We start from the raw sequence: 24,140 nt of genomic DNA, 5'->3' as shown, positions 1-24,140 counted from the left end.
GGATCGTATTTCTGTCATCACAACATGCAATTGGATAATGATGCTGCGATGCGGCATCATTCACCTGTCTCCTCTATCTCCTCCAAGGAAATAGATTCAGCCCGCTTCCGTAGCGGGCTTTTTTTTGCCCGTTCTCATCGGCTTATCGCTTACCATACCTTCGCGTAATCCTACCCTCAAGAAGGAAACCACCTGATGATTCCTCTGTTACGCGCCGCCGGCATGCTCGCGCTGATGGCGCTCGGCGCCTGCTCGGCGGAAAAGCATCCGCTCGACCGCCATCTGGCCCAATTGCGTCCGGTCACGGTCGCAGCGTTGCCCGACATGGGGTGGCCGGCCGGCACGCTGCTGTGTCCGCTGACCATGTATCAGAGCGAGCTGAGCGACTCGGCGCCGCATGCAGGTCGCGTCAACGCCTTCCTGAAGCAAAAGCAATTTCTGGGGGATGAAGGCCATTGGTCGCTCATCGTCGTCAAGCCGTTGCCGGCGGGAGACGCCGGTATCGAGCAACTGTTTTTCAAGCGTGCAGACTATGACGTGCTCAATGATCCGCAAGTCATCGCGCGCGATGCGCAGACCGTGCCGGCGGGGTTCGTGCCGCAGGCTTGCGTAAGCGTGGAGCAAGCCCGCGTGCTGGTGACGCGCGAACACGAACAACGATCGCATCGAAAACTCATCATTTTTGGAGCGTCTTAGGCAAGATATTGATGAAACATATTTCTATCATCACAACATACAATTGGATAGCTATGTTGCGATGCGGCATCATTGCACCTGTCTCCTCTACTTCCTCACAGGAATTAGATTCAGCCCGCTCCCGCAGCGGGCTTTTTTTTGCCCGTTTTTAAGGCGCAAACCTGCGCACGCTTGCTTGTCATCATCGCCATCGTGTTGCTTTTGTGCATGCTAAACTGGGCCTTCCCCAGACCAAGGTTGCCTGATGCTTCAATTATTTCGCCACACGCTGGAGTCCACGCCCATCCTCGCCCTGTTTCTCGTCATCGGCGCCGGTTATGCGCTGGGGCGCATCAGCGTGTTCGGTTTTTCGCTGGGCGTGGGGGGCGTGCTGTTCGCGGGGCTGGCGCTGGGCGCCTTTGCGCCCGGTGCCGTGCCGCCGCCCATGGTCGGCTCCATCGGCCTGCTGCTGTTTCTGTATGGCATCGGCGTGCAGTACGGCGTGCAGTTTTTCGCCGGCTTGCGCGGTGCGGGGCAGAAACATAACCTGATCGCCTTTGTTGCCGTCATGGGCGGCCTGGCCGTGTCCGTCTGGGGCGGGCAGTGGATCGATATCTCGCTGCGCATGGCCAGCGGCGTGTTTGCCGGCGCCATGACCAGCACGGCGGCCCTGCAGGCGGCGCTGGAAGCGTCGCACGGCAATGGCGACGCGGCCGTCGGCTATGCCGTCGCGTATCCGTTCGGCGTCGTCGGCCCCATGCTGGGCCTGTACCTGGCCGGACGCATATTAAAACCCGTGCTGACGCCGCCGCCGGCGCCCATCGTCGTGTCGGAAATTACCATCGATGAAGCGAAATTGGCGGGCGCGGCCCTGTCCGAGCTGGCTGATGGCCCGCTGGCGGGCGTGCAAGTGATCGGCGTGCGCCAGGGCCACCAGAACCGCTTGCCCGATCCCTCGCTGGTGCTCGGCGTGGGCGACGCGCTGATGGTGTCGGGCACGGTGGCGGGCGTGGAAGGGGCGCGCACGGCGCTGGGCCACCTGGACCCGGGCCGGCTGATGAAGGACCGCAGCGCGTTCGACGGCACGGAAGTGTTCGTGTCGGACGCGGAAATCGTCGGCGTGCCCCTGGGCGAACTGAACCTGGCGAAAGACTTCCCGCTGCAGATCGCGTTCATACGCCGTGGCGACGCCATGATTTTGCCCCATCCTTTCCTGACGCTGGAATTCGGCGACAGGGTGATGGCCATTGCGCCAGCGAAACACGCGGCCGACGTGCGCAAGCTGTTCGGCAATTCCATCACGGCCACGGCCGAGTTCAGCTATGTCTCGCTGGGCATGGGCATGGTGCTGGGCGTGCTGCTGGGACTGGTGCCGATACCGTTGCCGTGGATAGGCTCGTTCAGCCTGGGCCTGGCCGGCGGGCCGCTGGTGATGGCGCTGATTCTGGGCCGCCTCGGTAGAGTGGGCAAGATCAGCTGGCGCTTGCCCCTGTCGGCCAACCTGGTGATGCGCAACTATGGCTTGACGATTTTCCTCGCCTCCGTCGGCATGGCCTCCGGTTTGCCGTTCGTGCAGCAGGTGGGTGCCGATGGCTTGCCCATGCTGGTGCTCGGTGCCGTGACGGTGCTGGTGGTGGTGGCGCTGGTGGTAATTTTGGGCAAGATCTTCCTGCGCCTGCCGTTTCCTGAACTGCTGGGCATTGCAGCCGGCGCCACGGGCAACCCCGCCGTGCTGGTGTTCGCCAACCGCCTGGCCAAGTCGGACCGTCCGAACCTGGGCTACGCCATGATTTTCCCCAGCATGACCATCGTCAAGATCGTCGCCGTGCAAGTGCTGCTGCATTTGTATGGCTGATTTCGGCTGATTGGTTCCATCAAGTCGGGCGGCAACAATCATGTTGTGGCTTGCCTGACATCCGTCAGACTGGCCGTGGAAAGAGGATTGCTCGCCAATAGTGCGTTCTGATCCTGCAAGTGCTGGCGCAAGCGGGCGGCGTAATCGTCCGCCACGGCCGCCCTGACGCTCGGACGCCGGGCCAATGCGCGGCGCCAGCTTGCTACCCGTTCGAGGCCGTCAAACACCGGGTGGGCAGACTCACCTGCGAGCAGGTCGAAGTAGCGAAAAACCGGCGCAATGAAGGCATCGACCATGCTGAAGGCTTTTCCGCCGAAGTAAGGACCGTCAGACATGTCTGCCTCGAGCCGCTCCAGCTTCTTCCTGAAAGCCGTACCTTTCGCCTTTGCCGTTTCGTGGTCCGAGGCGTTCAGCAGGCCCCATGCGTCCGACAACGCGGCAGAAGCGAACTCCATCCATGCTCGGTGTTGCGCACGCAGTAGCGCATCGACAGGATGCAATGCGGGCGCAGCTTGCACATCCTCGACATATTCACAGATCGCGACGCTTTCGAACAGGACGGACTCGCGCGCCTTGTCGTGTACAAGCTGGAGCAGCGGAACCTTGCCCAGCGGGGACATGGCGAGGAACCACTCCGGCTTGTCGCGAAGGTCTACATCGATACGCTCGAAAGCGATCCCTTTTTCGTGCAATACGATGGCGACCCGCTGAACGAAAGGGCATAGAGGGTGGCTGACGAGTGTCAATCGCGTTTCTGGCATTTGAATACTCCCTTTAAAAATGAAGCCCGCTCGCGCATTCGGAGCGGGCGCATCCGTATAGTTCGGCAGTTGTGTGACGTTAGCCGTTAAGCGTACGGCCGCCGTCAACGATGATTTCGGAGCCAACCGTCCACCGGGACTCGTCGGAAGCCAGGTACAGCACCGCCTTGGCCACTTCATCCGGCGTGCCAAAGCGACCGAACGGGATGCTTGCGGCAATGTCCTTGTTGAGCTGATCGCGATAGGCGTCGGGAATGCCCATTTTGTCGTACAGCGGCGTTTCAACCGGGCCAGGACTAACTGCGTTGACGCGAATGCCGCGCCCAAGCAGTTCACCCGAAAGCGTCTTCGACATGTTCAGAAATGCAGCCTTGGTCGCGGCATATACCGATGAATGCGCCGAGCCGACGTGCGCGCTGACCGATGTGTTGAGCACCACCGATGCGGGGTTCGCGAACACTGGCAGCAGCGCCTGGATCAGGAAATAGGGCCCCTTGACGTTGATGTCGAACGAACGGTCGAACATTTCCTCCGTCCACGCTTCGATCGGCTTCCAGACGGATACGCCAGCGTTGAGAAAGGCGATATCGAGCTGGCCGTAGTGCGCCTGGACGGCTTGCGCCAACTCCTGTTGGGCGGCGACACTGGCGGAATCGGCGCGCAGCACGAGAACTTCGGCGCCAAGTTCTTTTCTGGCCTTCTCGATGGATTCCGGAGTGACGCCGGTGACGATGACGCGTGCGCCTTCGGCGAGGAACTGCCTGGCTGTTTCGAGGCCGATGCCGCTGGTGCCGCCGGTGATCAGCGTGCGTTTTCCTTGTAAACGGGACATAAAATTCTCCTGTAGGTGATTCATGGTCAACCAGCATTGGCTGACCTGCCGTGGGAAGAACTATGCGCTCATGCTTGAAATTCGATAAGATCGTATCTTTGCATATGATTCATGCTCCAGTTGCATGAATTGGAAAGGGATTACTTTGGACCGGTTTCTTTTGATGACATGCTTTGCGCGCGCGGTGGAGACGGGGAGCTTCTCCGCTGCCGGCCGCGACCTGGGCCTGGGGCAGCCGAACGTCAGTCGTCATGTGGCGGCATTGGAAGAGCATCTACAGACGCGGCTGCTGCACCGCTCAACGCGCAAACTTGCCCTCACCCCCGAAGGGGAACGCTACTATGCGGAAGTGCGGCGCATCCTTGACGCCGTCGACGAGTCGGAATCGTCCTTCAGGGAGAACGTCGATCCGTCCGGATTGCTGCGCGTGGCATGCCCGACGGCACTGGCACATGCATTTGTTTTGCCGCATGTCCCCGCCTTCCTGGAGCGCTATCCTGGGTTGTCGCTCGATCTCCAGATCAATGATCGCTATGTGAGTCTGGTCGATGAAGGCGCGGAACTGGCAATTCGGATCGGCCATCTGGAAGACAGCGCACTGCGCGCGCGGCGCATCGGACTGTTCGAGCGCGTGTTCGTTGCCAGCAAGGGCTATCTCGCCAAACGTGGCGTCCCGGACACGCCCGATGATCTGCGCGGACACGATTGTGTGATCTACACCCTGCTGTCGTCAGGTGCCACATGGCGCTTCCGGGATACGGAAGTAGCAGTATCCGGGAGGCTGCGGGTCAACTCGCCCGAGGCCGTGCGCGAACTGGTCAATGCGGGACTCGGTATCGGACATGGGCCGGAGTGGCTGTTCGAGGAAGGACTCAGGAATGGCAATTTGCAGTTGCTTTTGACAGGGCACACCGCCTTGCCTGTGCCGGTGCAGATCGTCTATGTCGCAAACAGGCTGCTTCCGACGCGGGCCGTCGTATTCATGGACTTCATCGCTGAAGCGTTTTCAAAGGTTCCGGCACTGAACGCTCCCCCGGGCAACCGGTAGCCGCCTGCGGCGGCTGGCCAATTCCAGTCGAATTCTCTTCTCCGCGCCAGCCCTCGTAAAAGCCCTGGCGCGCCTCCCAATCTGTTGTACAATCCTTGAGAACGGTCGTGCTTTTTTGTGCGCTGAGCTTCCTTGCGTGCAGTCATCACGGCAACCGATAAGAACAAGGAGACAGACATGGACTTGCATTACACGGCCGAGGAGACGGCTTTCCGCGATACGCTGCGCGCCTTCCTCGACACCCATCTGCCGGCGGACTTGCAGCGCAAGGTGCGCCAGCATTTGCGCCTGGCCAAGGATGACTATGTGCGCTGGCACAAGATTGTCGCGCAGCAAGGCTGGGCCGCGCCGGCCTGGCCCGTCGAATACGGCGGCACGGGCTGGACGTCCGTGCAGCGCCACATCTGGGAAGACGAGTGCGCGCGCGCCGCCACGCCGCCCATCCTGCCTTTCGGCATCAACATGGTGGCGCCCGTCATCATGGCCTTCGCCAACGCCGAACAAAAAGCATATTATTTGCCGCGCATCTTGAATTGCGACGACTGGTGGTGCCAGGGATATTCCGAGCCCGGTGCCGGTTCCGACCTCGCCTCGCTGAAAACCACGGCCGAGCGCGACGGCGACCATTACATCGTGAATGGCCAGAAAACCTGGACCACCCTGGGCCAGCACGCGGACATGATCTTTTGCCTGGTGCGCACGGACAGCACGGTGCGCAAGCAGGAAGGCATCAGTTTCTTGCTGATCGACATGAAAACGCCGGGCATCACCGTGCGCCCCATCATCATGCTCGATGAAGAACATGAAGTGAACGAAGTCTTTTTTGACAATGTGCGCGTGCCCGTCAGCAATCTGGTCGGGCAGGAAAACAAGGGCTGGACCTATGCCAAGTATCTGCTGGGCCACGAGCGCACGGGCATCGCCGCCGTGGGCCGCTCCAAGCGCGAATTGACATTCCTCAAGCAACTGGCCATGCAGAAAGTCAAGCGCGGCGCGCCGCTGCTGCACGATCCCGCGTTTGCGGCCAAGGTCGCCACCCTGGAAATCGAATTGATGGCGCTGGAAATGACGGTCTTGCGCGTCATCAGCGACGAAGGCAAGGGACCGGGACCGCAGGCCTCGATGCTGAAGGTGCGCGGCTCGGAACTGCAGCAGCAACTGACGGAACTGATGGTGGAAGCCATCGGCCCGCAAGCCTTGCCTTTCGATCCGGCATTTCTTGACGGCAGCGCGCCGCACAGTGCCACCGGCGACGACCTGGCCGCGCCGCTGGCCGCGTATTACTTCAATTACCGCAAGACATCGATCTATGGCGGCTCGAATGAAATCCAGAAAAACATCATCACGCAGATGATCCTGGGCCTGTAAGCCAGAAGGAGACGACATGGACTTCCAATTCAATCAGGAACAGCAGCAATTCGCCGACGCGCTCAAGCGCTGGGTCGACAAGGATTACCCGTTTGAAACGCGGCAAAAAATCATCCATTCCGCCACGGGCACGTCCGATGCCGCCTGGGCCACCCTGGCCGAGCTTGGCATGACGGCCTTGCCGCTGCCGGCCGGCGCGGGCGGCTTCGATGGCACGGCCGTTGACATGCTGCTGGTGATGCAGGAACTGGGGCGCGGCCTCGTGGTCGAACCATACCTGGCCACCGTGCTTGGGGCGCGCTTTTTGACCCTGGCGGGCGGCCACGATACGGTGCTGGAACAGGTCGCCAGCGGTAGCCTGAAGCTCGCTTGCGCGCTGGGCGAACGCCAGTCGCGCCACGATTTACATGACATCGCCACCACGGCCAACGCCAGCGGCGACGGTTTCGTGCTCGACGGCGAAAAAACCGTCGTCATCCACGGCGCGCAGGCGGATTCCCTGATCGTTTCCGCGCGCAGCGGCGGCGGCCAGATGGATACGGACGGCATTTCGCTGTTCCTCGTGCCCGTCGACGCGCCCGGCGTTTCCGTGCGCGACTGCCGCACCATCGACGGCCAGCGCGCCGCCACCGTGACCCTCGTGCAAGTGGTGCTGGGGCATGATGCGCTGATCGGACAAAAGGGGCAGGGCTGGCCCGTGCTGGACGCGGCGCTCGATTATGGCGCCGCCTTGCTGTGCGCGGAAGCCGTGGGCGCCATGGATGCCATCTTCGCCGCCACGCTCGACTACTTGAAGACGCGCCAGCAGTTCGGCGCGCCGATCGGCAAATTTCAGGCCTTGCAGCACCGCATGGCCGACATGTTCATCCACCTGGAGCAGGCCCGTTCGATGGCCATGCTGGCCGCCGCCAAGGTCGACAGCGAGGATGCGTCTGAGCGCCGCCGCACCGTGTCGGCCGCCAAGGCGAGAGTCGGGCTGGCCGCTACATTTGTCGGCCAGCAGGCGGTGCAATTGCATGGCGGCATGGGCGTGACGGATGAATTGCCCGCCGCCCACCATTTCAAGCGTTTGAGCATGATCGCCCTGACTCTGGGCGACGTGGAGCACCATATCGAGCGCTTTATCGCCCAGCCGGGCTTTTTGCCGACGGAGACCGCATGACCGCATTGACGGAAATTAAACCCAAGCATTGGTATTTCGAAGACTTTACGCAGGGCCTGGAAATCGACCTGGGCCAGCGCCACGTGACGGAGGCGGAAATCATCGCCTTCGCCACGGATTTCGACCCGCAACCGTTTCACGTCGACCATGCGGCCGCCGAAAAAACCATCTTCAAGGGCGTCATCGCCAGCGGCTGGCATACCTGCGGCATGATGATGCGCCTGGTGGTCGACAACTTGCTCAAGCACTCGTCCAGCATGGGCTCGCCCGGCCTGGACAGCATCCGCTGGCTCAAACCCGTGCGCGCCGGCGACACCTTGCAGCTGACCTACCAGGTCAAGGAAGTGCGCCCATCCACGTCGAAGCCGGACCGCGGCATCGTCATTTCCGTGTGGAGCGTGCGCAACCAGCACGGCGACGTGGTGACGACGGTGGAGGGCATGGGCATGTTCGGCCGCCGCCCGGCGGAGCCAGCGGAGCAACACCATGCGTGATATCGCCGGCATCGCCGGTTTCCAGGCCCTGGCGGGCCAGCACGTGGCCGTGTCCGACTGGCTCACCATCACTCAGCAGCGCATCGACACCTTTGCCGACGCGACGGACGACCATCAGTGGATCCACGTCGACGCGGAGCGCTGCGCGCGCGAGTCGCCGTACGGCTGCACCGTGGCGCACGGTTTTCTCACACTGTCCTTGCTGCCCGCCATGCTGCAGGGGGCGCTGCACATGGCCGGCATCCGCATGGCCATCAACTATGGGCTCAACAAGGTGCGTTTCCCCGCGCCCGTGCCCGTGAACAGCCGCCTGCGCGCGCGGCTCGACATTCTTTCCGTCGAGGATGTGCCGGAAGGGGCGCAAGTGAACTGGGCCGTGACCATGGAGAGGGAAGGCGACACGAAACCCGTGTGCGCGGCGGAGTTTTTGATGCGGTGTTATCCCTGAGCGGCAAGTTGAACCCGCTTCGCAGGCCGGCAGGCAGTTGTGCGCTTCTGCGCGTGCGCCAGGTGTACGCTGGTGGCGCGCCGGCGTTTTCCGGCGAAGGAGGCGATGATGTCCAACAAGGCAAACAGTGGAAATAGCGGCGCTGGCAAGGCCGCCGCCAGGGGCAGCAGCGCTACGGGCAGAGGTCCTGGCCCGGGAAATGCGGGCGGCTGGCCCAGCACGACGGGACGGCTATCGGGGGGCAATCGTTCCAATGCCACGCCGGCGAGGAGCCGCTAGCCTGTCCGCTCACTCCTCTTCCGACGCGCAATACCTGTCCCGCCCCGTATGCTTGGCGCGGTACAGCAGGGCGTCGGCGGCGCGGATCAGGGTGCTGGGGTCCATGCCTTCCGTGGGCATGACGCTGGCCATGCCCAGGCTGACGGTGACGTGCGGGCCGACGCTGGACCTGGCGTGGGGAATGTCCAGGGCGCGCACTTCGTCGAGGATGCGCTGGGCCACCACTTCGGCGCCGTCGCGCGTTTCCTGCGGTAGCAGGATGATGAATTCCTCGCCGCCGTAGCGCGCCAGCAGGTCGGGCGGGCGCACGGCGCAGCGGCGCAGGGCGGCGCTCACCTGCTGCAGGCACAGGTCGCCCGCCTGGTGGCCATAGGTATCGTTGTAATCCTTGAAATGGTCGATATCGGCCATGATGAGGGCCATCGGCACGCCGTCGCGCGCGCAGCGCCGCCATTCGCTGTCCATCGTGTCGTTGAAGCTGCGCCGGTTGGCCACACCCGTCAGCGAGTCCGTCAGCGACAGTTCGCGCATGGCGTCGGCCTGCCGCTTGATGGTCAGCTGGCTGCGCACGCGGGCACGCACGACGGCCGCGTTGAACGGTTTCGTGATGAAATCGACAGCGCCCGCTTCCAGCGCCCGCGTCTCGTCTTCTGGCTGGTTCAGGGCCGTGACGAAGATGACGGGAATGGCGCTGAGGATGGCCGATTCCCGCAGCGCGCTGCACACGGCATAGCCATCCATGCCGGGCATGACGGCGTCGAGCAGGATCAAATCCGGCAGTTGATTATGCGCAATTTCCAGCGCCTTTTCTCCGCTCAGGGCGAACAGCACGTCGTGTTCCTCGCGCAGCAGCTGGTGCAGGATCTGGATGTTTTCCATGGCGTCATCGACGATGAGGATGCGCCCGTTCATGGCAAGGTTAGTCCAGCTCACTTGTTTTCCTCTCGTTTCAGCTGATCGAGCACGAGTTTTTCCGCCTCGGCAAAATTCAGCGTTTCAATCGCATGTGCCATCGCCAGCGCCGCTTCCCGGTCTGACTGTTGCAGGGCGGGGTGCAGGGCGTGGAATTGCGCCAGCGCTTTCAGGTTGTTGTTGTGGATCAAGACAAGCAGCTCGGTCAGGCCGGCGTGCAGGTCGAGCGGCACGCTGCCGGGCGTGGCCGTTGCCGGCTGGTTGCGCCGCAGGGGGGAGGGCAGGGTGCGCGCCGCTTCGATGACTTCCGCCATCGCCTGTTCCAGGCGGCCCAGCAAGGCGGCCGTGGCGTGCGATTGCCCCGTTTTCAGCATTTTCTCTGTCTCGGCGGCCAGGCTGGCGATATGCGTGGCGCCCAGGTTGGCCGCCACGCCGCACACGCGGTGCAGCAGCTGCGCCGCCTGTTGCGCCTGGCCGGCGGCCAGCAGGCGGCGCGTTTCCTCGACGGCGTCGCCTTGCGAATTCTCAAAGCGCTTGAGCAGGGCCAGGAAGGCGCCGTAGTCGCCGCCGAAGCGGTGCAGGGCCGCCGCCAGGTCGATGCCGGGCACCGTGGCGGGCAAGTCCAGCGTCCGCGTGACGGCATCGGCTGCCTGCATGGCGCCGTCGCCGCCAGCGCCAGCCGGGGGCGACGGCACCAGCCGGGTCAGCGTCTGTATCATCTCGTCGACATCGATGGGCTTGGCGACATGCGCATTCATGCCGCTGGCGATGGCGCGCAGGCGGTCTTCGTCCATGGCATTGGCCGTCATGGCGATGATGGGCAAGTCCGGCAAGCCCAGGGCGCGGATGGCGAGGGTGGCATCGTAGCCGTTCATGACGGGCATCTGCAAATCCATCAGCAGCACGTCCCAGGCATCCGGCGTGCTGGTGAGCAAGTCGACGGCCAGCCGGCCGTTGGCGGCCACGGTCACGCGCGCGCCCGAATGCAGCAGGATGTACTGCGCCACTTCCTGGTTGATTTCATTGTCTTCCACCAGCAGCACGCGCATGCCTGTGAGCAAACCCGACAAGGGCGTGGACACGGGCAGCGCCGAAGGCGTGCTGCGGCCTTCGCGCACGGCCGTCACGGCCGCCAGCAGGCGCGCCGGGGTGGCCGGCTTTGAAACGATGCCGGCCAGCATCAGGCTGTCGGCCAGGCGTTCGAGGTTTTCGCTATCCTGGTCGGCCACCAGCATGATCACGGGCGGCAACACCAGGCGTTCGTCGGCGCGCGCCTCGGTGAGCATGGAAATGCCATCCATGCCGGGCATGGCCGCGTCGAGCAGCACAAGGTCCGCCGCCGTCCCGCCGCTGGCGTGCGCGCGCAGCAGGGCCAGGCCGGCCGCGCCGCTGTCGGCGCTGCGGCTGCGCCAGCCCTGCGCCGCGCACCAGTCTTCCAGCATGGCGCGCACGCTGGCGTTGTCGTCGATGATCAGCAGCGACTGGAGCCTGGGCCCGCTCTTGCCTGGCGGTTCGGGCGGCGGCGCCACCTTGTCGAAGCGGCAGCGGAAGCGGAAGTCGGAACCCTTGCCCAGCGTGCTTTTGACGCTGAGGGTGCCGCCCATCAATTCCACCATGCGCCGGCAGATGGCCAGCCCCAGCCCCGTGCCCCCATATTTGCGGCTGGTGCCGCTGTCGCCCTGGGAAAACGCGTCGAAGATGCGTTCCTGCTCGGCCGCGCCGATGCCGATGCCCGTGTCGCGCACGGAAAATTCGAGGGTGGCGCTGGCAGCATCCTCGGCCACCTTGTCGATCGACAGCACCACTTCGCCATGCGAGGTGAACTTGACGGCGTTGCCCATCAGGTTGATGAGGATTTGCTCCACGCGCAGGGCGTCGCCGATCAGTTCGTCCGGCACGCCGGGGGCGAGCACGAACACGGGCTCCACGCCGCGCGCCCAGGCGCTGCTGGCCAGCAACACGCCTACGCTGCTCAACATGCGTTCGAGCTGGAAGCGGCGCTGTTCCAGCACCATCTGTCCCGCCTCGATCTTGGAAAAATCGAGCACGTCATTGACGATATTGAGCAGCGACTGCGTGGCCATCTGGATCTTGCCGACATAGCTGCGCTCGCGCCGTTCCAGCGGCGACTCTTCCAGCAGGCGCGCCAGGCCGATGATGGCGTTCATCGGCGTGCGGATTTCATGGCTCATGTTGGCGACGAATTCGCTTTTCGCGACGCTGGCGGCCTCGGCCTTGTCGCGCGCGCGCACCATCTGCTCGTTGAGTTCATGCAGGCGCAATTCCGTGCGCTTGAGCTCGGAAACGTCCGAGGCCAGCACGAAGAAGCCGCGCACGCCGCCGCCGTCGTCGAAATCGGGGATGTAATTGGTCCACGTGTGGCACACCTGGCCGCCGGGATCGAGCAGGTCGCGCTCGAAGCTTTGCGGCCGGCCCGCCAGCACGCCCTCGACGTGGGGCGCATACACGTCGAACAGTTCCTGCCCCAGCAATTCGCTCATGTGGATGCCGGCCAGCTCGGCGCTGCTGCGGCCAAACCATTCGTTATAGAACTTATTTGCAAATCGGCAACGTAAATCGGCGCCCCAGTACGACACCATGCCGGGCAGGTTGTCGGTGACGGTGCGGATGAAGCGTTCGTTCTGTTCCAGGCGCCAGGTGGTGGCGTGCAGCACCTCGGTGGCGCGCTTGCGTTCCGTGATGTCGATCGATACCCCCAGCACGTGGCTGGCGCGCCCCGCATCGTCGCGCAAGACCACCTTGCGCGTGGTGAAGTGGCGCGTGGTGCCGTCGGCCGTATTGATCGCTTCCTGTTCGATCTCCACCATCTGCCCCGTGGCCAGCAGTTTGCGGTCGGCGCTGACGAAGGCGGACGCCTGCTGCGGCGGAAAGAAATCGTGGTCCGTCTTGCCCAGCAATTGCTCGCGCGAGCGTCCCAGCGTGAGTTCAGCGTGGCGGTTGACCATTTCAAAGCTCAGCTTGTCGGCGCGCTTGACGAAGACCATGGCCGGGATGTTTTCGATGATGGTGCCAAACAAGTGCTTCGAGCGGCGAAATTCCGCTTCGCTGCGCTTGCGCTCGCTAATGTCCAGCCACAGGCCCGATACGCCCAGCAACTGCTGTTCCGGGCCGAAGATCGGGTGGTACGAGACGACCCAGTGACTCAGTTGCTCGCGCCGCTGGCCGCTGTGGCCATTCAATTCGATGTCGACGATGGGCTGTCCCGTCCCGAGCACCTGGCGCACGCAGCGTTCCACCTCCGCCCGCACGGCGTCGTCGAACAGCATGGTGCCCAAGGGACGGCCCAGGTGCTGCGCCACGCTGGCCCCGTTGATGGCGGCCAGGTAGTGGTTGATCATGACAATGCGCAAGTCCAGGTCCACGAACAGCATGCCGATCGGCGCCGTCGCGTACACGGTTTCCAGCAGGCGCGTGGATTTTTCCAGGGCCAGCGTGCGTTCTGCCACCAGGCTTTCGAGCTGCGTGCGGTGACGCCGCAGGTCGCGTTCCAGCGCGCCCAGGGCGCTGGCCATGTCGGCCGATTCGCGGTCCGCGTGCCGGTTCGAGAGCAGGGGTTTGCCTTGCGCCAGCGCGTGGATCTGCTGCGTCAGTTCCTGCAGGGTGCTGGCCAGGCGGCCGCCCACGCGCCAGGCCAGGGCGAAGCCTGCGCCCAGCAGCAGCGCCAGGATGAGGGAACCCGTGACTACCGAGCGCAGCAGGGCTTGCGCCACCGTGCTGGTGCGCATGGTGACGGCCACCGTCCAGGCGGCGTCCGGGGCGCGGCGAAAGCCCGTATAGACGTCGATGCCTTCCAGCGTGGCATGGCGCAGCACGCCTTCGCGCGCCTGGCGTATCTGTTCCAGCAGGGGCGCCGCGCTGCGCTGGCCCACATAGCGCTGCGGCGCCAGCGTGCGCGCCACGTTGATGCCGTCGGCATTGATGATGGCCGCGCCCAGGTAGGCTGGCAGGTGCAGCTCGTGCAGCAGCACGGACAGGTAGTCGGGCGGGTACAGGGCCGTCAGCACGTAGGCGCTACCCTGGCTGCGCGGCAAGGGCAGGTTCAGGGCCAGCTGCGGCAGGCTGTCGGGCGCCTTGGTCAGGCTGGTCAGCCGCGGCTTGCCGGAGTCGCGCGTGCGCTCCATGCTGGCGGCCCATTTTTGCGGCAGGGGAGGCGGCGCCTGGCTGGCGGGCAGGGTCGTATTGATCAGCTGGCGGCCCTTGGCATCGGAGACGATGAAGGCGCTGACGGCCAGGCCCGGCTGCAGCAGGCTGGCGGCCAGGGCCCGCAGGGCGCCGACGTCGTCCGCTTGCAGGGCGGGCGAGCCGGCCAGGATGCGCGCGGCCATCTGGGCGCCGTTCAAGTCGCGTTCGACGGCGGCGGACACGGCGCGCGCCGCCTGTGCCGTTTCGCTGACGACATGGTCGCGTTCGCGCGTGTAACTTTGCGCCACGAGCAGGAGAAACACGAGCGCCGTCGGAATGACCCAGGCGAGCACCAGCCATGAAATTCTTGAGCGTATCGAAGGCAAATCTTGCACCCGGAAAGCTCCCAGAATGGATGAGTCGACAGGCAGGCTCACGCTGGCGCTGGCTGACCTTGAATGAAAAGATGCTAGACGAAATTGATTCTTCTGACAAGCCTAGTTTCTGGAATGGAAAAAAGGTTGCGCAAGGTATACAGAGCAGAGGGGGGAGCGCCCATCCCGCCGTGGCGGCGGGATGGCAAGGCGGCTTACGGGACCACGGTCAGCATGTCGACGTCGATTTCCGGGCTTTCCATGAAGTCTTTTTCCACTTCGCCGCGGATTTCCACCAGTGTTTTGGCGTCGATCTTGCGGTTCATGAAGACCTTGTCGTCGATGTCCACGCGGATTTCCGCCGTGCCGTCGGAGAACGTGTATTTCTCGTTGCCCACCTTGCGCAGCAAATGGCCGCGCAGCACGACGGCCTGGTCGTCGACGGGATTTTTCAGGATGGCGGCCACATTGCCGGGTGCGCTGGGGCCGGCCGTCGGGCCCACGTATTGGGCGTGCGCGCTGCCGGCCAGCAAGGCGCAGGCGGCGGCCAGGGAGACGATGAATTTACGGTGCAATGGCATGGTATTCCTTCGATAGTGACTGGCGTGTCAGAAAAACACGGCGGTGCGGGGAATGATAGCACCGGCGTTGCCATAGGGCATGTTCGCCCGGACGCTGCCCGTGCTGGCCACGCCATCGTCGAGTTTGCTGTCGATCTGTTCCGCGTAGCTCTCGGGCAAGTTGTCGAAACGGATGCCGTTGCCGGCGCGCCCGCCCACTTCGTCGTTGTACAGGTAGACGGCGCCGCCCTGGGCGCTGGTCATGAATTGCGAGGTGCCGTTGAACGAGCCGGTGATGAAGCCGCCCAGCGCCAGGTGCTGCGGCGCCAGCGTGAATTCGCGCGGCTGGCCGTCGCCGATCTGGCCGTCGCCATTGCCGTTGCCGGCCGAATTGGGCACGTGCACGGTGCCCTGCAGGTCGTCGCCGGGCAGGGCGCGGAATTTGTCCTGGTAGGCGTTGACGGCGGCCGTCAGCGCATTCGATTGCTGGATGATGTTTTTCACCTTGGCGCTGTCGATCAAGCCTTGCCCCTTGAGCACGCCACCGAGCAGCAAGCCGATGATGACCAGGACGATGGCGATTTCTACGAGCGTAAAGCCGTGCTGGCGGCGTGGGGGCATGGGATTTCCTTGAAAAAAAAGTACTACAGCTTGAGATGGCAGTTTACTGCAATTGATGCCGTATGCGCATGGCCTTTCGGACAGCGGCTCATGGCGCTGCCCTTGCTTTCTTCTTGGCAAGTTCGTCGAGCCGGCGCGCGAGGAAGGCCAGCTCGTGCGGATCGCTGATCTGGCCGCTGGCGAGCAGGCCGCCGATCACCAGGCGGGCGCTGTCGAGCTGGTCCATGTCTTCCAGGATGAACGCTTCCATCTCGCGCACCCAGGCCGGTACGTGCGGCCCCGTCGCCAGCCGCCGCAGTTCACGCGCATACGACAGGGCCAGCGGCAGGTCGCGCAGCTGGTGCTTCGCCACCAGCGCCGCCTGCGCCATGGCGGGCCAGCGGTGCTGCGGGTCGGCCGCGAAGCTGGCGGCGACAAAGGCCAGCATGCGCCGCACGCGCTGCGGGTCGGCCACGCCCGCATACACTTCGCTGGCGGCCACCAGCGCATACTGGCTGCGCGGATCGAGCGTTTGCGCCGTCTCCAGCCAGCCGGCCAGGCGGTCATAGTCGAGTTCGCGCCACGGCAGGCTGACGCCGGCCTGGTCTTCGAACGACTGCAGGTACAGCAGCATCGCTTTCGACATGGCCAGCGGCTCGCCCAGGCTGGCCAGGCGCGCCACGCCCGCCGGCGGCGCGGCGGGCAGGGGCCGCGCCTGGGCCGGCGCTTGCTGCTGCGCCAGGCGCCAGCCCAGCTGCAGCAGCAGGCATGCCGCCAGCAGCCAGCACAGGGGGCGCGGCACGCTGCGCCAGGGGCGCTGGGCGGCGGCCATCAGATGTTCCTGCGGTAAAAGTCGCACAGCGCGCAACTGGCCAGCAAGGCCACATAGATGCCGGTTTGCGCCGCCACATTGACCAGGGCTGGCCAGTCGCCGGTGGCGTACAGCAGCCATTCCGTGCGGGCAAATGCGTCCAGGCGGGGCAGCAGCAGGGCCAGCACGTCGATGGCGCCGGCCGTGGCCCGCTGCGCCAGCGAGTCGCCCGCCTGCGGGCCGTGCGCCAGCAGTTGCAGGCTGCCCAGCATGCGCGCCAGCACATAGAAACCGCCAGTCGCGGCCAGCGCCGGCAGGGCCTGCTGCAGGCTGGCCGCGCACAGCAGGCTGAAGGCGGCGACGATCCACAACTCGCCCAGCAAGGACAGTGCCCACAGCGCGCTTTGCGCGGGCGCGGCGAACAGGGCCATCAACAGGCCGAACAGCACGGCGGGCACGGCCGCCAGGGCCCCGTAGCCCAGCAGTTTGCCCAGCAGGTAGGCGGCGCGCGGCATGGGCAGCGCCAGCAGCAGTTCCAGGCCCCGGTCGGCCGCTTCGCGCGCCATGCTGGTGATGATGAAGGTGGCCAGCAGGAAGACGCCGGCCAGGCGCAAGGCGGCAGCCAGCAGCGCCGCCTGCACGGCGCCGCTTTCCGTCAGCGCCAGTTGCTGCAGGAAGCCGGCCAGGGCGGCGCCGGCGCAGGCGGCCAGCAGGAACAGCCACGGCAGGCGGCTGCGCAGCGCTTCAAGCAGCGTGTAGCGGGCGATGGTGGCGGCGGGCGAGAGCATGGGCATCAGCGGGGCAGCCTTTGCGCGGCCACCATGCGGTTGAACAGGATGTTCGGCGACAGCCAGGCGACGATATCGTCGAACTCGCCGCCGGGCTGCTGCGGGCCGCTGGCGGCGCGGCTGATGACGGTGGTGGCGTTCGAGGCATTGTTGCGCTCGTCGACATTGTTGCTGAAAGGTAAGGCCTGGCGCTGGCCCTGCACGCCCGTGGCGCCGAAACCGTTCTTGCCGTGCGACATGATCATCGCGGGGATGTCCTGCAACGCCGTCGCCTGCAGCAGCGCGCCGCCATTGCGCGTGACGATGCTGATGTCGCGCGGCGTCGACAGGCTGAAAAGCTGGCCGCTGTCGCTGAAGGCCGGCGTCACACTGTAGCGGAACAGATTGTTCCAGCTGTCGCCCTGGCGCAGCCCCAGGGTGGCCCAGGGCAGGAAGCCGGCGCGTTTTTCGCCCGTGCAGCGGGTGCCGCGCCGGTCTTCCAGGCCGCTCATGGCGGAGATGGCGGGACAGGGCAGGTAGCCGTAGCGCAGCGCGTAGCCCGTCAGCGCTTCCTTCGCCTCATTCAGCGCCTGTTGCGTTTCGGCCACCTTGCGCTGTTCCAGCTGCACCGTCAAGGGCGTGACCAGGCCGCCTATCATCAAGCCCACGATGACGAGCACGATGGCGATCTCGATCAGGGAAAAGCCGCCCTGGCGGCGCGATGGGCGCGGGCGGGGGCTCATGGCAGGTTGCGCGCGGCGCGCATGCGTTGGTACAGGACGGGCAAGGTAATCCAGGTGAGCATGTCGTCGAAGGCGCCGCCGGGCAGCGCGGCATTGTCGGTGGCGGGGCGGGCGATGAAACTGCGGCTGGCGCGGTCGTTGGCGGCCTCGTCGAGATTGCCGCGTGCCGTATTGATCTGCGTCACGCCGCTGGCGGCCGTGCCGTGATGGTCCTTGCCTTGCGAGAACAGCACGACGGGCAGGCATTCGACGCTGACGTCGCACAGTGCCTGGCCCGCGACGTAGGCGAATTCGCCGCGCGCGTCGCGCTCGAGCACGACCCGGTTGGCGACGGCGGAAAACGAGACGATGGGCGCGCGCGCCATTTCCGGCGTGACGCTGTAGCGCAGCAGTTTTCCCCAGGCGTCGCTACCCGCCACGCCCAGCGCCACCCACGGCAAGAAGCCGCTGCAGGCGGCATCGTCGGCGCAATCGGCGGCCCGTTCGCGCCCGTCGAGGGCGGAGGCGGCCGGACGGGGCAGGCGGCCATTGACCGCCGCAAAGCCCAGCAAGGCTTCGCGCGCCTGCGCCAGGGTGTCCAGCGTGCGTTGCTGGCGTTCGGCCTCGCCCGTCTTGCGGCCAAAGGCGCTGATCAGGAGGCTGGCCGCGCCCAGGCCCAACACGGCCACCAGCAGCAACAGCGCGGCGCCGCGCTGGCGACGAGGCTGCCAATGAGCTTGCCGTGGCGTCATGGCGGCGTCTCCTGCACCTCGGTGACCGTGCCGCTGGCCGGGTCGTAGCGCTGGCCTGGTTTCAGCAGCACCGCCTGGCCATTCGACAGGCGCAGGGTCAGGGTGCCGGGCTTGCCACGCTCAAGGCGGTTGTGCGGTTCGTTTTGCGCTTCCTGGTTCAGCCAGACGGTGGAGCGGCCGCTGCTGCGCTGCACCACGCCATTCAATTCCACGGGCGGCGCGGGCGGCGGCGGTGGCGGTGGCGGGGGCGCCGCCAGCGCGGGATTGGGCGGCGGCGGCCCGTAGCGCTGCGCGTCGAGCTGGGCGCGCTGCTGGGGCGACAGGAACAGGCGTCCCAGCTGCTGTGCCTGTCCCTGCGCCGTGAGCGCGGCGCCGGCCAAGGACAGGCACAGGACGAGGGCGCGCAGGACGAGGGCGGACCTCATGGCCGCCCCGGCACGGGCACGCTGTTGACGGTCAGCCACAGCAGTTCGCATTCGGCGCCCAAGGTCGGCACCGCCTCGCCGCCGGGCGCGCCATGGCGCTTGAGCGTGCAATCCTGCACGGCGAAATAGCCGGCCTGGCGCAAATCGTCAAACAGGTTCAGCAAGTCCATCTCGTGCAGCAAATCCATCTGCAGGCGCATGCGGCTGCCGCGCAGGTGATATTGCCCCATCACCATGGGCAATGGCACTGGCAGCGCTTGCTGCGGGCTGATGTCATAGCTGATCGGCAGCAATTTGCGCTGTTCCTGGCTGCGGCGGATGGCGTCGATCCAGGCCAGGCGGTTTTCCTCGCCGATCAGGCCGCGCTGGCGCAGGGCCAAAAATTGCGGTTCGTAGGCGCGGATTTCCTGCTTTTCTGCTTCCGCGTGGTTGAACAGGGTGGCCGCCGCCGCGCGCGTGTGCTGGGCCAGGTACAGTTGTTGCGCTTCGCGCATGCGATAGGCGGCGGTCAGGCTCAGCAGCAGCAGGCTGGCCAGCAAGGTCAGCGCAAAGCACAGCAGGGCGGCGCGCACCAGGTGCAGTTCGCCCAGCCAGGCGGGCAGGGTGCGCATGGGCGTGCCTGCCCGCTGCATGCCGGGCAGGGGCGGCTGCTTGACGGGGCCGCTCATGGCTGCCACTCCAGCAAGAGGGTAAAGCGGGCCTGGCTGTCCTGCGCCGGCGCGGCGCTCTTGCCGGACAGGGCCACGCTGGGACGCAGGTCGAGCGGCGTTTCCTCGATCGTCACCTGCATGCGCGGCTGGCGCGCCAGGGTTTGCGCGAAGGCCGTGACGGCGGCCAGCGCGGCGCGGTAGTCATTGTTCGGCATGGCCACGTCCGCTTCCAGGCGCAGCGCCTGCGGCGGCGCGACAGGGATGCCGGCCAGGGCGCTGCGGGGCGGCCCACTCTGCTGCTGCTGCTGCTGCTGCTGCTGCGGCTGGCCAGCGGCCGTGCGCGCGGGCGCCTGGCCCGCGCTCCAATGCAGCTGGCCCAGCGCGACCTGCGGCGCCTGGTCCAGCGCGGCGCTCAGCATGCCCAGCAGGCGGCCCGGCTCCGGCGCCTGGCTGGCGATCATCTGGCCCAGGGTGACGGCCACTTTCATGTTCTGCGTCTTGGCCGGCGCCGGCGGCTGGGTCGACATGACGCTGCGGTAGCGCTCCTGGTAGGACGCCGTTTCCTGCGCCAGCCGCTGCGTGCCGGCCCCGTCGGCGATGCCGCCAATCACATTGATCACGCACCACAGGGCGGCCGACGCGCCGATCAGGGCGCTGGCGCCGTACAGCGTCTTGCGCGCGCGCTGGAAGTGGTAATAGCGGGCCAGCGCGCCGGGCGGATAGTGGCTGGACGGCGGATGCTTGCCCAGCAAGGTCAGCAGCAATTCGTCGGCCAGCGCCGGCGTCCGGCGCAAGCCCACCCGTGCGCCGGCCAGTTGCAGGTCGATGAAGTGGTAAGCCACTTCGACGCCGTTGTCGCACAGCAGTTCGAGCTTGGCGATCTGCGCGGCCGGCGCCAGGATGACGGTATTCAAGACGTCGCCGCGCGCCAGCATGCGCGTGCTGGTGAGAAATTGCCGTGTCTTTTCCGTTTCCAGCGCGATATTCACGGCCACGCCGTCGAGCGCGATGGTCGCCGTCTGGCGCGAAAAGCGCAGCTGGCCCTTTTCATAGTAACTTTGCCGCAAGCCGCCCGATTGCTGCGTCACCAGCAGCAAGTGTTCGTGCGCGATCGACAGTTTTTTGACCAGCGCGATACTGAGCAGGCTGGTCGAATAAATGCCGGCCACGGGCACGCGCAAGTGTTCCAGCGCTTCCGTCCACGGCTGCAGCAGCGAGGGATTGGTCAGCGCAAAGAACAGCACCTGGTCGTCGTGGCGGCCCGTGCTTTCGCGCCCCAGCAGGGTGCTGCCCCGGTAGGGCGTGTCGCGGTGTAATTGCTGCTTGCGCCGCTCCAGCAGGGCGCGGCCCGCCTTGCCGCGCACGTGGGGCACGAGCTGATGCTGGAAATCTTCCTCGATCAAGTCCGTCAGCAGGTAGGCGGGCACGTCGAGCCTGCGCTCCTGCGGGTCTTCCAGCCACGCGGCGAAGCCGTCCAGCCCGGCCGCGCTGGCGGGGAAGGCCTGGCCGGGGCCCAGCACACCGTGGTTCCAGTCGTAGGCGCACAGGGCGTCGCTGGTGAGGTAGAGTAATTGTTTGCGGAACACGGCGGCCTCAGGTTTTGATGGTGCTGATGGTGTCGTAGATCGGCCCCAGCACCGACAGCATGATCCAGCCCAGCAGCAGACCCAGGATGACCGTCATGGCCGGCTCGATCATGGCTTGCACTTTTTCAATCAATTCCTTCACTTCGCGGTTGTAAAAGTAACTGACATTGCGCAAGGCCGTGTCCAGCGAACCCGTGGACTCGCCCACCTTCAGCATGCGGATCACCAGCGGCGGGAAGATGCCCGTGTGCTGGAAGGCGGCGGTGACGCCGTAACCCTCGCTGATCAGCTGGGCGGCGCGGCGCAGGCCGGCCGCCACCACCTGGTTGCCGGCGATGCCTTCGGACAGGCGGATGCATTCGAGGATGGTGATGCCGGAGGCATACATCAGGGCAAAAAACGTGGCGAAGCGGGCCAGGATGATCTTGTGCAGCACGGGACCGACCAGCCACAGCCGCAGTTTCAAGCCATCCCAGGCGTAGCGGGCCGCCTCGCTGCGGCGGATGAGCGCGCGCAGCCCGAAAAACAGCAGCACGGGCAAGGCCAGCAGCAGATACCAGTAATCGATGAAGACATTCGACACGGCAATGAGCACGCGCGTGTGCAGCGGCAGCTCGCCGCCCATGTTGCGGATGAACGCCGTCAGCTGGGGCACGAGATAAATCATCAGGAAAAACGTCACGGCCGCCACGACGATGGCGACGACGACGGGGTACATGACGATCTTGCGCGTCTGCGACGCCAGCTCGTCCTGCCATTTTAAACTTTCCGACAGGTTCTTGAACACCTCGGCGATCCGGCCGCTTTGTTCTCCCGCAAGGATCAAGCTGGTAAACGTGGCGTCGAAGATGTCGCCGTGCTGGGCCAGCGCGCCCGACAGGGGCAAGCCGCCTTCGATGCTTTCAATTAAGTCCGTGACGACTTCGCGCAGGCGCGGATGATCCGTGCTTTCGCGCAAGTCGTTCAAGCCTTCCAGGATGGGCACGCCCGCGCCCGTCAATTGCTCCATGTGGAAGCAGAAATTGATCAGGTCGCGGCGGTGGATGATCCGCTTGCCCAGCAGCACCAGGTACTGGCCCGTGATCTTGCAGTCGATCAAGTCGAGCTGCATGCGGTGCAAACGCGCTTCCAGGTCCGGCACGTTGGCCGCCTCCATGCTGCCGGGAATCAGGGCGCCGGCCGCATCCATTGCGCGGTAGACATATTGCGCCATCAGGCCAGCCTTTCCGTCAGGTCGACCACGCGGCCCACTTCTTCCAGGGTGGTGACGCCTTCCAGCACGCGGCGCATGCCGTCATCGACGATGCCCTTGAAGCCGGCCGCGCGCGCGGCGGCCTTGAGCTCGCGCAAACTGGCGCGGCGCGCCGTCAATTCATCGAGTTCGGCCGTCATCTTGAGGATTTCCATGATGGCCAGGCGGCCCTTGTAGCCCTGGTGCGCGCAGCGCTCGCAACCGGCGGCGCGGCAGATGCTGACGGCGGGCGCCTCGGATGCAAGGCCCAGCAGGCGGCGTTCGATGGTATCGGCGATGACGCTTTCCTTGCAATGCGGACACAAACGCCGCACCAGGCGCTGCGCCACGATGCCGATGATGTTGCCGGCCATGATGTCGGGCAAGATACCGATGTCGAGCAGGCGCGCCACGGAACCGATGGCCGAGCTCGTGTGCAGGGTGGAATACACCTGGTGGCCCGTCATGGCGGCGGCAAACGCCATTTCCGCTGTTTCGCGGTCGCGGATCTCGCCCACGAGAATGATGTCGGGGTCTTGCCGCATCATCGAGCGGATGCCGTCGGCAAAGCCCAGCTTGACGGATTCGTTGACGGAGGTCTGGCGTATCATGTTCATCGGATACTCGACTGGGTCCTCCAGGGTCATGATGTTGACGCTTTCCGTATTGATATGGTTGAGTATCGAATACAGGGTGGTGGTCTTGCCGCTGCCCGTCGGGCCCGTCACGAGGATCACGCCGTCAGGCCGGGCGATCATGAGTTTCAACAAGTTCAATTCCGCCTCGGCCAGGCCCAGGGCGTCCAGCGGCACGATGCCCTTTTGCCGGTCCAGCACGCGCAGCACGACGTTTTCGCCATGCGTGGTCGGTTGCGCCGAGGCGCGGAAGTCGATTTGCCGCCCGGAAAACTTGATGCTGATGCGCCCATCCTGCGGCGCGCGCGCCTCGGCGATATTCATGTTCGACATCACCTTCAGGCGCACGGCCATGGCCGGCCAGTACGATTTGTGCAGGCTGCGGATTTGCCGCAGGATGCCGTCGATGCGGTAGCGGATGCGCAGGAACGACTGTTCCGGCTCGAAATGGATGTCCGAGGCGCCGTTCTGCACGGCATCGGCCAGCAGCGCGTCGATCAGGCGCACCATGGGCTGGCTGTATTCGTCCGACGGCGAGGCCATGCTTTGATAGCTGACCTCGCCCGTTTCGATTTCGTGCAGGATGCCGTCGATCGACAGTTCAAAACCATAGTACTGGTCGATGGCGCGCGAAATGTCCGATTCGTTGACGAGCACGGTGGAAATCGTGATGCCCTTGACCAGCATGGCGCTGATTTGATCGAGCGCAACGATGTTGCTCGTGTCGGCCATGGCCAGGATCAGGTTATCCGCCTGCCGCTCGTAGACGATGGGAAAGACGCGATAGCGCTTGGCCACGTCCTTCGGGATCAGCTTTAAGGCAATGGCATCGACCACCAGGCTCGACAAGTCCGCGCTGACCTGTTTCAGGTTTTCGCTGAGCGCCTCGCGCACGGTGGCTTCCGTGACAAAACCCAGGGTGATCAGCAGCTTGCCCAGCGGTTCGCTGCTGCGCCGCTGTTCGATCAGGGCGATGCGCAGCTGGTCTTCGCTGATCACGCCTTTCTGGATCAGCAGCTTGCCGAGGGGAAGTTTTGCCTGTTCTGCCAT

Annotated in this window: 22 protein-coding genes; 7 read left to right on the top strand and 15 right to left on the bottom strand. The window is 65.0% G+C overall.

What is annotated here, in order from left to right; translation table 11 throughout:
- Positions 1 to 195: 195 nt before the first annotated feature.
- Positions 196 to 696: a hypothetical protein gene (locus BZG29_RS18180; protein ID WP_077405913.1), complete on the top strand. Its 501-nt coding sequence runs from the start codon at positions 196 to 198 to the stop codon at positions 694 to 696.
- Between the two features lie 244 nt (positions 697 to 940).
- Complete coding sequence (locus BZG29_RS18175) at positions 941 to 2,530, top strand: TrkA C-terminal domain-containing protein (protein WP_077405910.1); 1,590 nt, start codon at positions 941 to 943, stop codon at positions 2,528 to 2,530.
- 38 nt (positions 2,531 to 2,568) lie between these two features.
- On the opposite strand, the gene BZG29_RS18170 is transcribed toward BZG29_RS18175, so the two are convergent.
- Positions 2,569 to 3,291 carry a glutathione S-transferase family protein gene (locus BZG29_RS18170; protein WP_077405906.1) on the bottom strand — a complete coding sequence of 241 codons (723 nt, stop codon included), beginning with the start codon at positions 3,289 to 3,291 and terminating at the stop codon, positions 2,569 to 2,571.
- 79 nt (positions 3,292 to 3,370) lie between these two features.
- A complete protein-coding gene (locus BZG29_RS18165; protein ID WP_077405903.1) occupies positions 3,371 to 4,123 on the bottom strand; it encodes an SDR family oxidoreductase in 753 nt (250 codons plus the stop codon).
- A gap of 124 nt (positions 4,124 to 4,247) precedes the next feature.
- Between BZG29_RS18165 and BZG29_RS18160 the strand changes: the two genes are divergently transcribed.
- The 5 genes from BZG29_RS18160 to BZG29_RS18140 all read left to right on the top strand — a co-directional run bounded on the left by BZG29_RS18160 (position 4,248) and on the right by BZG29_RS18140 (position 8,643).
- Entirely contained in the window at positions 4,248 to 5,171 is a 924-nt protein-coding gene (locus tag BZG29_RS18160) for a LysR family transcriptional regulator (protein ID WP_253192637.1), read from the top strand.
- A 177-nt stretch (positions 5,172 to 5,348) separates the two neighbouring features.
- The gene (locus tag BZG29_RS18155; RefSeq protein ID WP_077405897.1) at positions 5,349 to 6,539 is read left to right on the top strand and encodes an acyl-CoA dehydrogenase family protein; all 1,191 of its coding nucleotides are present in this window, start codon (positions 5,349 to 5,351) and stop codon (positions 6,537 to 6,539) included.
- A 16-nt stretch (positions 6,540 to 6,555) separates the two neighbouring features.
- Positions 6,556 to 7,701 carry an acyl-CoA dehydrogenase family protein gene (locus tag BZG29_RS18150; RefSeq protein WP_077405894.1) on the top strand — a complete coding sequence of 382 codons (1,146 nt, stop codon included), beginning with the start codon at positions 6,556 to 6,558 and terminating at the stop codon, positions 7,699 to 7,701.
- Positions 7,698 to 8,195 (top strand): MaoC family dehydratase, encoded by a 498-nt coding sequence (locus BZG29_RS18145; RefSeq protein ID WP_077405891.1) that lies wholly within the window; start codon positions 7,698 to 7,700, stop codon positions 8,193 to 8,195. Before BZG29_RS18150 ends, BZG29_RS18145 begins: the two co-directional genes overlap by 4 nt.
- Positions 8,188 to 8,643 (top strand): MaoC family dehydratase, encoded by a 456-nt coding sequence (locus tag BZG29_RS18140; protein ID WP_077405888.1) that lies wholly within the window; start codon positions 8,188 to 8,190, stop codon positions 8,641 to 8,643. Before BZG29_RS18145 ends, BZG29_RS18140 begins: the two co-directional genes overlap by 8 nt.
- A 288-nt stretch (positions 8,644 to 8,931) precedes the next feature.
- Here BZG29_RS18140 and BZG29_RS18135 read toward each other — a convergent pair whose 3' ends face one another.
- The 13 genes from BZG29_RS18135 to BZG29_RS18075 form a co-directional block, all read right to left on the bottom strand.
- Positions 8,932 to 9,855, bottom strand: coding sequence for a diguanylate cyclase (locus tag BZG29_RS18135; protein ID WP_077405885.1), 924 nt, complete (start codon positions 9,853 to 9,855; stop codon positions 8,932 to 8,934).
- Positions 9,852 to 14,330, bottom strand: a complete 4,479-nt coding sequence (locus BZG29_RS18130; protein ID WP_253192636.1) for a PAS domain-containing protein — start codon at positions 14,328 to 14,330, stop codon at positions 9,852 to 9,854. Before BZG29_RS18130 ends, BZG29_RS18135 begins: the two co-directional genes overlap by 4 nt.
- Before the next feature lie 236 nt (positions 14,331 to 14,566).
- Positions 14,567 to 14,932 (bottom strand): NirD/YgiW/YdeI family stress tolerance protein, encoded by a 366-nt coding sequence (locus tag BZG29_RS18125; protein WP_077405879.1) that lies wholly within the window; start codon positions 14,930 to 14,932, stop codon positions 14,567 to 14,569.
- 27 nt (positions 14,933 to 14,959) lie between these two features.
- Complete coding sequence (locus tag BZG29_RS18120) at positions 14,960 to 15,532, bottom strand: prepilin-type N-terminal cleavage/methylation domain-containing protein (RefSeq protein WP_077405876.1); 573 nt, start codon at positions 15,530 to 15,532, stop codon at positions 14,960 to 14,962.
- An 88-nt stretch (positions 15,533 to 15,620) separates the two neighbouring features.
- Positions 15,621 to 16,343 (bottom strand): hypothetical protein, encoded by a 723-nt coding sequence (locus tag BZG29_RS18115; RefSeq protein WP_077405873.1) that lies wholly within the window; start codon positions 16,341 to 16,343, stop codon positions 15,621 to 15,623.
- Entirely contained in the window at positions 16,343 to 17,116 is a 774-nt protein-coding gene (locus BZG29_RS18110) for an ABC transporter permease subunit (protein ID WP_171985049.1), read from the bottom strand. Before BZG29_RS18110 ends, BZG29_RS18115 begins: the two co-directional genes overlap by 1 nt.
- Positions 17,116 to 17,832, bottom strand: coding sequence for a type II secretion system protein (locus BZG29_RS18105; protein WP_077405867.1), 717 nt, complete (start codon positions 17,830 to 17,832; stop codon positions 17,116 to 17,118). Before BZG29_RS18105 ends, BZG29_RS18110 begins: the two co-directional genes overlap by 1 nt.
- The gene (locus tag BZG29_RS18100) at positions 17,829 to 18,563 is read right to left on the bottom strand and encodes a hypothetical protein (protein ID WP_077405864.1); all 735 of its coding nucleotides are present in this window, start codon (positions 18,561 to 18,563) and stop codon (positions 17,829 to 17,831) included. The genes BZG29_RS18105 and BZG29_RS18100 overlap by 4 nt, the downstream gene beginning before the upstream one ends.
- Positions 18,560 to 18,988: a hypothetical protein gene (locus BZG29_RS18095; RefSeq protein WP_077405861.1), complete on the bottom strand. Its 429-nt coding sequence runs from the start codon at positions 18,986 to 18,988 to the stop codon at positions 18,560 to 18,562. The genes BZG29_RS18100 and BZG29_RS18095 overlap by 4 nt, the downstream gene beginning before the upstream one ends.
- Positions 18,985 to 19,656: a hypothetical protein gene (locus BZG29_RS18090; RefSeq protein WP_253192635.1), complete on the bottom strand. Its 672-nt coding sequence runs from the start codon at positions 19,654 to 19,656 to the stop codon at positions 18,985 to 18,987. The genes BZG29_RS18095 and BZG29_RS18090 overlap by 4 nt, the downstream gene beginning before the upstream one ends.
- Positions 19,653 to 21,224: a hypothetical protein gene (locus tag BZG29_RS18085; RefSeq protein WP_077405857.1), complete on the bottom strand. Its 1,572-nt coding sequence runs from the start codon at positions 21,222 to 21,224 to the stop codon at positions 19,653 to 19,655. Before BZG29_RS18085 ends, BZG29_RS18090 begins: the two co-directional genes overlap by 4 nt.
- Before the next feature lie 7 nt (positions 21,225 to 21,231).
- The gene (locus BZG29_RS18080; RefSeq protein WP_077405854.1) at positions 21,232 to 22,437 is read right to left on the bottom strand and encodes a type II secretion system F family protein; all 1,206 of its coding nucleotides are present in this window, start codon (positions 22,435 to 22,437) and stop codon (positions 21,232 to 21,234) included.
- A complete protein-coding gene (locus BZG29_RS18075) occupies positions 22,437 to 24,140 on the bottom strand; it encodes an ATPase, T2SS/T4P/T4SS family (protein WP_077405851.1) in 1,704 nt (567 codons plus the stop codon). The genes BZG29_RS18080 and BZG29_RS18075 overlap by 1 nt, the downstream gene beginning before the upstream one ends.

Origin of the sequence: Janthinobacterium sp. LM6 (assembly GCF_002002885.1) — a bacterium.
In the GTDB taxonomy this organism is placed as follows: domain Bacteria; phylum Pseudomonadota; class Gammaproteobacteria; order Burkholderiales; family Burkholderiaceae_D; genus Janthinobacterium; species Janthinobacterium kumbetense.
Note: the sequence above shows the minus strand (reverse complement) of the source record. Positions and strands in the feature narration are given on the sequence as shown.

What these genes read in the sequence shown, in the direction of transcription:
- BZG29_RS18155 (WP_077405897.1), top strand. Translation starts at nt 5,349, where the DNA reads ATGGACTTGCATTACACGGCCGAGGAGACGGCTTTCCGCGATACGCTG.
- BZG29_RS18120 (WP_077405876.1), bottom strand. Translation starts at nt 15,532, where the DNA reads ATGCCCCCACGCCGCCAGCACGGCTTTACGCTCGTAGAAATCGCCATC.
- BZG29_RS18090 (WP_253192635.1), bottom strand. Translation starts at nt 19,656, where the DNA reads ATGAGCGGCCCCGTCAAGCAGCCGCCCCTGCCCGGCATGCAGCGGGCA.
- BZG29_RS18180 (WP_077405913.1), top strand. Translation starts at nt 196, where the DNA reads ATGATTCCTCTGTTACGCGCCGCCGGCATGCTCGCGCTGATGGCGCTC.
- BZG29_RS18145 (WP_077405891.1), top strand. Translation starts at nt 7,698, where the DNA reads ATGACCGCATTGACGGAAATTAAACCCAAGCATTGGTATTTCGAAGAC.
- BZG29_RS18080 (WP_077405854.1), bottom strand. Translation starts at nt 22,437, where the DNA reads ATGGCGCAATATGTCTACCGCGCAATGGATGCGGCCGGCGCCCTGATT.
- BZG29_RS18160 (WP_253192637.1), top strand. Translation starts at nt 4,248, where the DNA reads ATGAATTGGAAAGGGATTACTTTGGACCGGTTTCTTTTGATGACATGC.
- BZG29_RS18105 (WP_077405867.1), bottom strand. Translation starts at nt 17,832, where the DNA reads ATGAGCCCCCGCCCGCGCCCATCGCGCCGCCAGGGCGGCTTTTCCCTG.
- BZG29_RS18100 (WP_077405864.1), bottom strand. Translation starts at nt 18,563, where the DNA reads ATGACGCCACGGCAAGCTCATTGGCAGCCTCGTCGCCAGCGCGGCGCC.
- BZG29_RS18150 (WP_077405894.1), top strand. Translation starts at nt 6,556, where the DNA reads ATGGACTTCCAATTCAATCAGGAACAGCAGCAATTCGCCGACGCGCTC.
- BZG29_RS18140 (WP_077405888.1), top strand. Translation starts at nt 8,188, where the DNA reads ATGCGTGATATCGCCGGCATCGCCGGTTTCCAGGCCCTGGCGGGCCAG.
- BZG29_RS18075 (WP_077405851.1), bottom strand. Translation starts at nt 24,140, where the DNA reads ATGGCAGAACAGGCAAAACTTCCCCTCGGCAAGCTGCTGATCCAGAAA.
- BZG29_RS18095 (WP_077405861.1), bottom strand. Translation starts at nt 18,988, where the DNA reads ATGAGGTCCGCCCTCGTCCTGCGCGCCCTCGTCCTGTGCCTGTCCTTG.
- BZG29_RS18165 (WP_077405903.1), bottom strand. Translation starts at nt 4,123, where the DNA reads ATGTCCCGTTTACAAGGAAAACGCACGCTGATCACCGGCGGCACCAGC.
- BZG29_RS18175 (WP_077405910.1), top strand. Translation starts at nt 941, where the DNA reads ATGCTTCAATTATTTCGCCACACGCTGGAGTCCACGCCCATCCTCGCC.
- BZG29_RS18170 (WP_077405906.1), bottom strand. Translation starts at nt 3,291, where the DNA reads ATGCCAGAAACGCGATTGACACTCGTCAGCCACCCTCTATGCCCTTTC.
- BZG29_RS18125 (WP_077405879.1), bottom strand. Translation starts at nt 14,932, where the DNA reads ATGCCATTGCACCGTAAATTCATCGTCTCCCTGGCCGCCGCCTGCGCC.
- BZG29_RS18110 (WP_171985049.1), bottom strand. Translation starts at nt 17,116, where the DNA reads ATGCCCATGCTCTCGCCCGCCGCCACCATCGCCCGCTACACGCTGCTT.
- BZG29_RS18115 (WP_077405873.1), bottom strand. Translation starts at nt 16,343, where the DNA reads ATGGCCGCCGCCCAGCGCCCCTGGCGCAGCGTGCCGCGCCCCCTGTGC.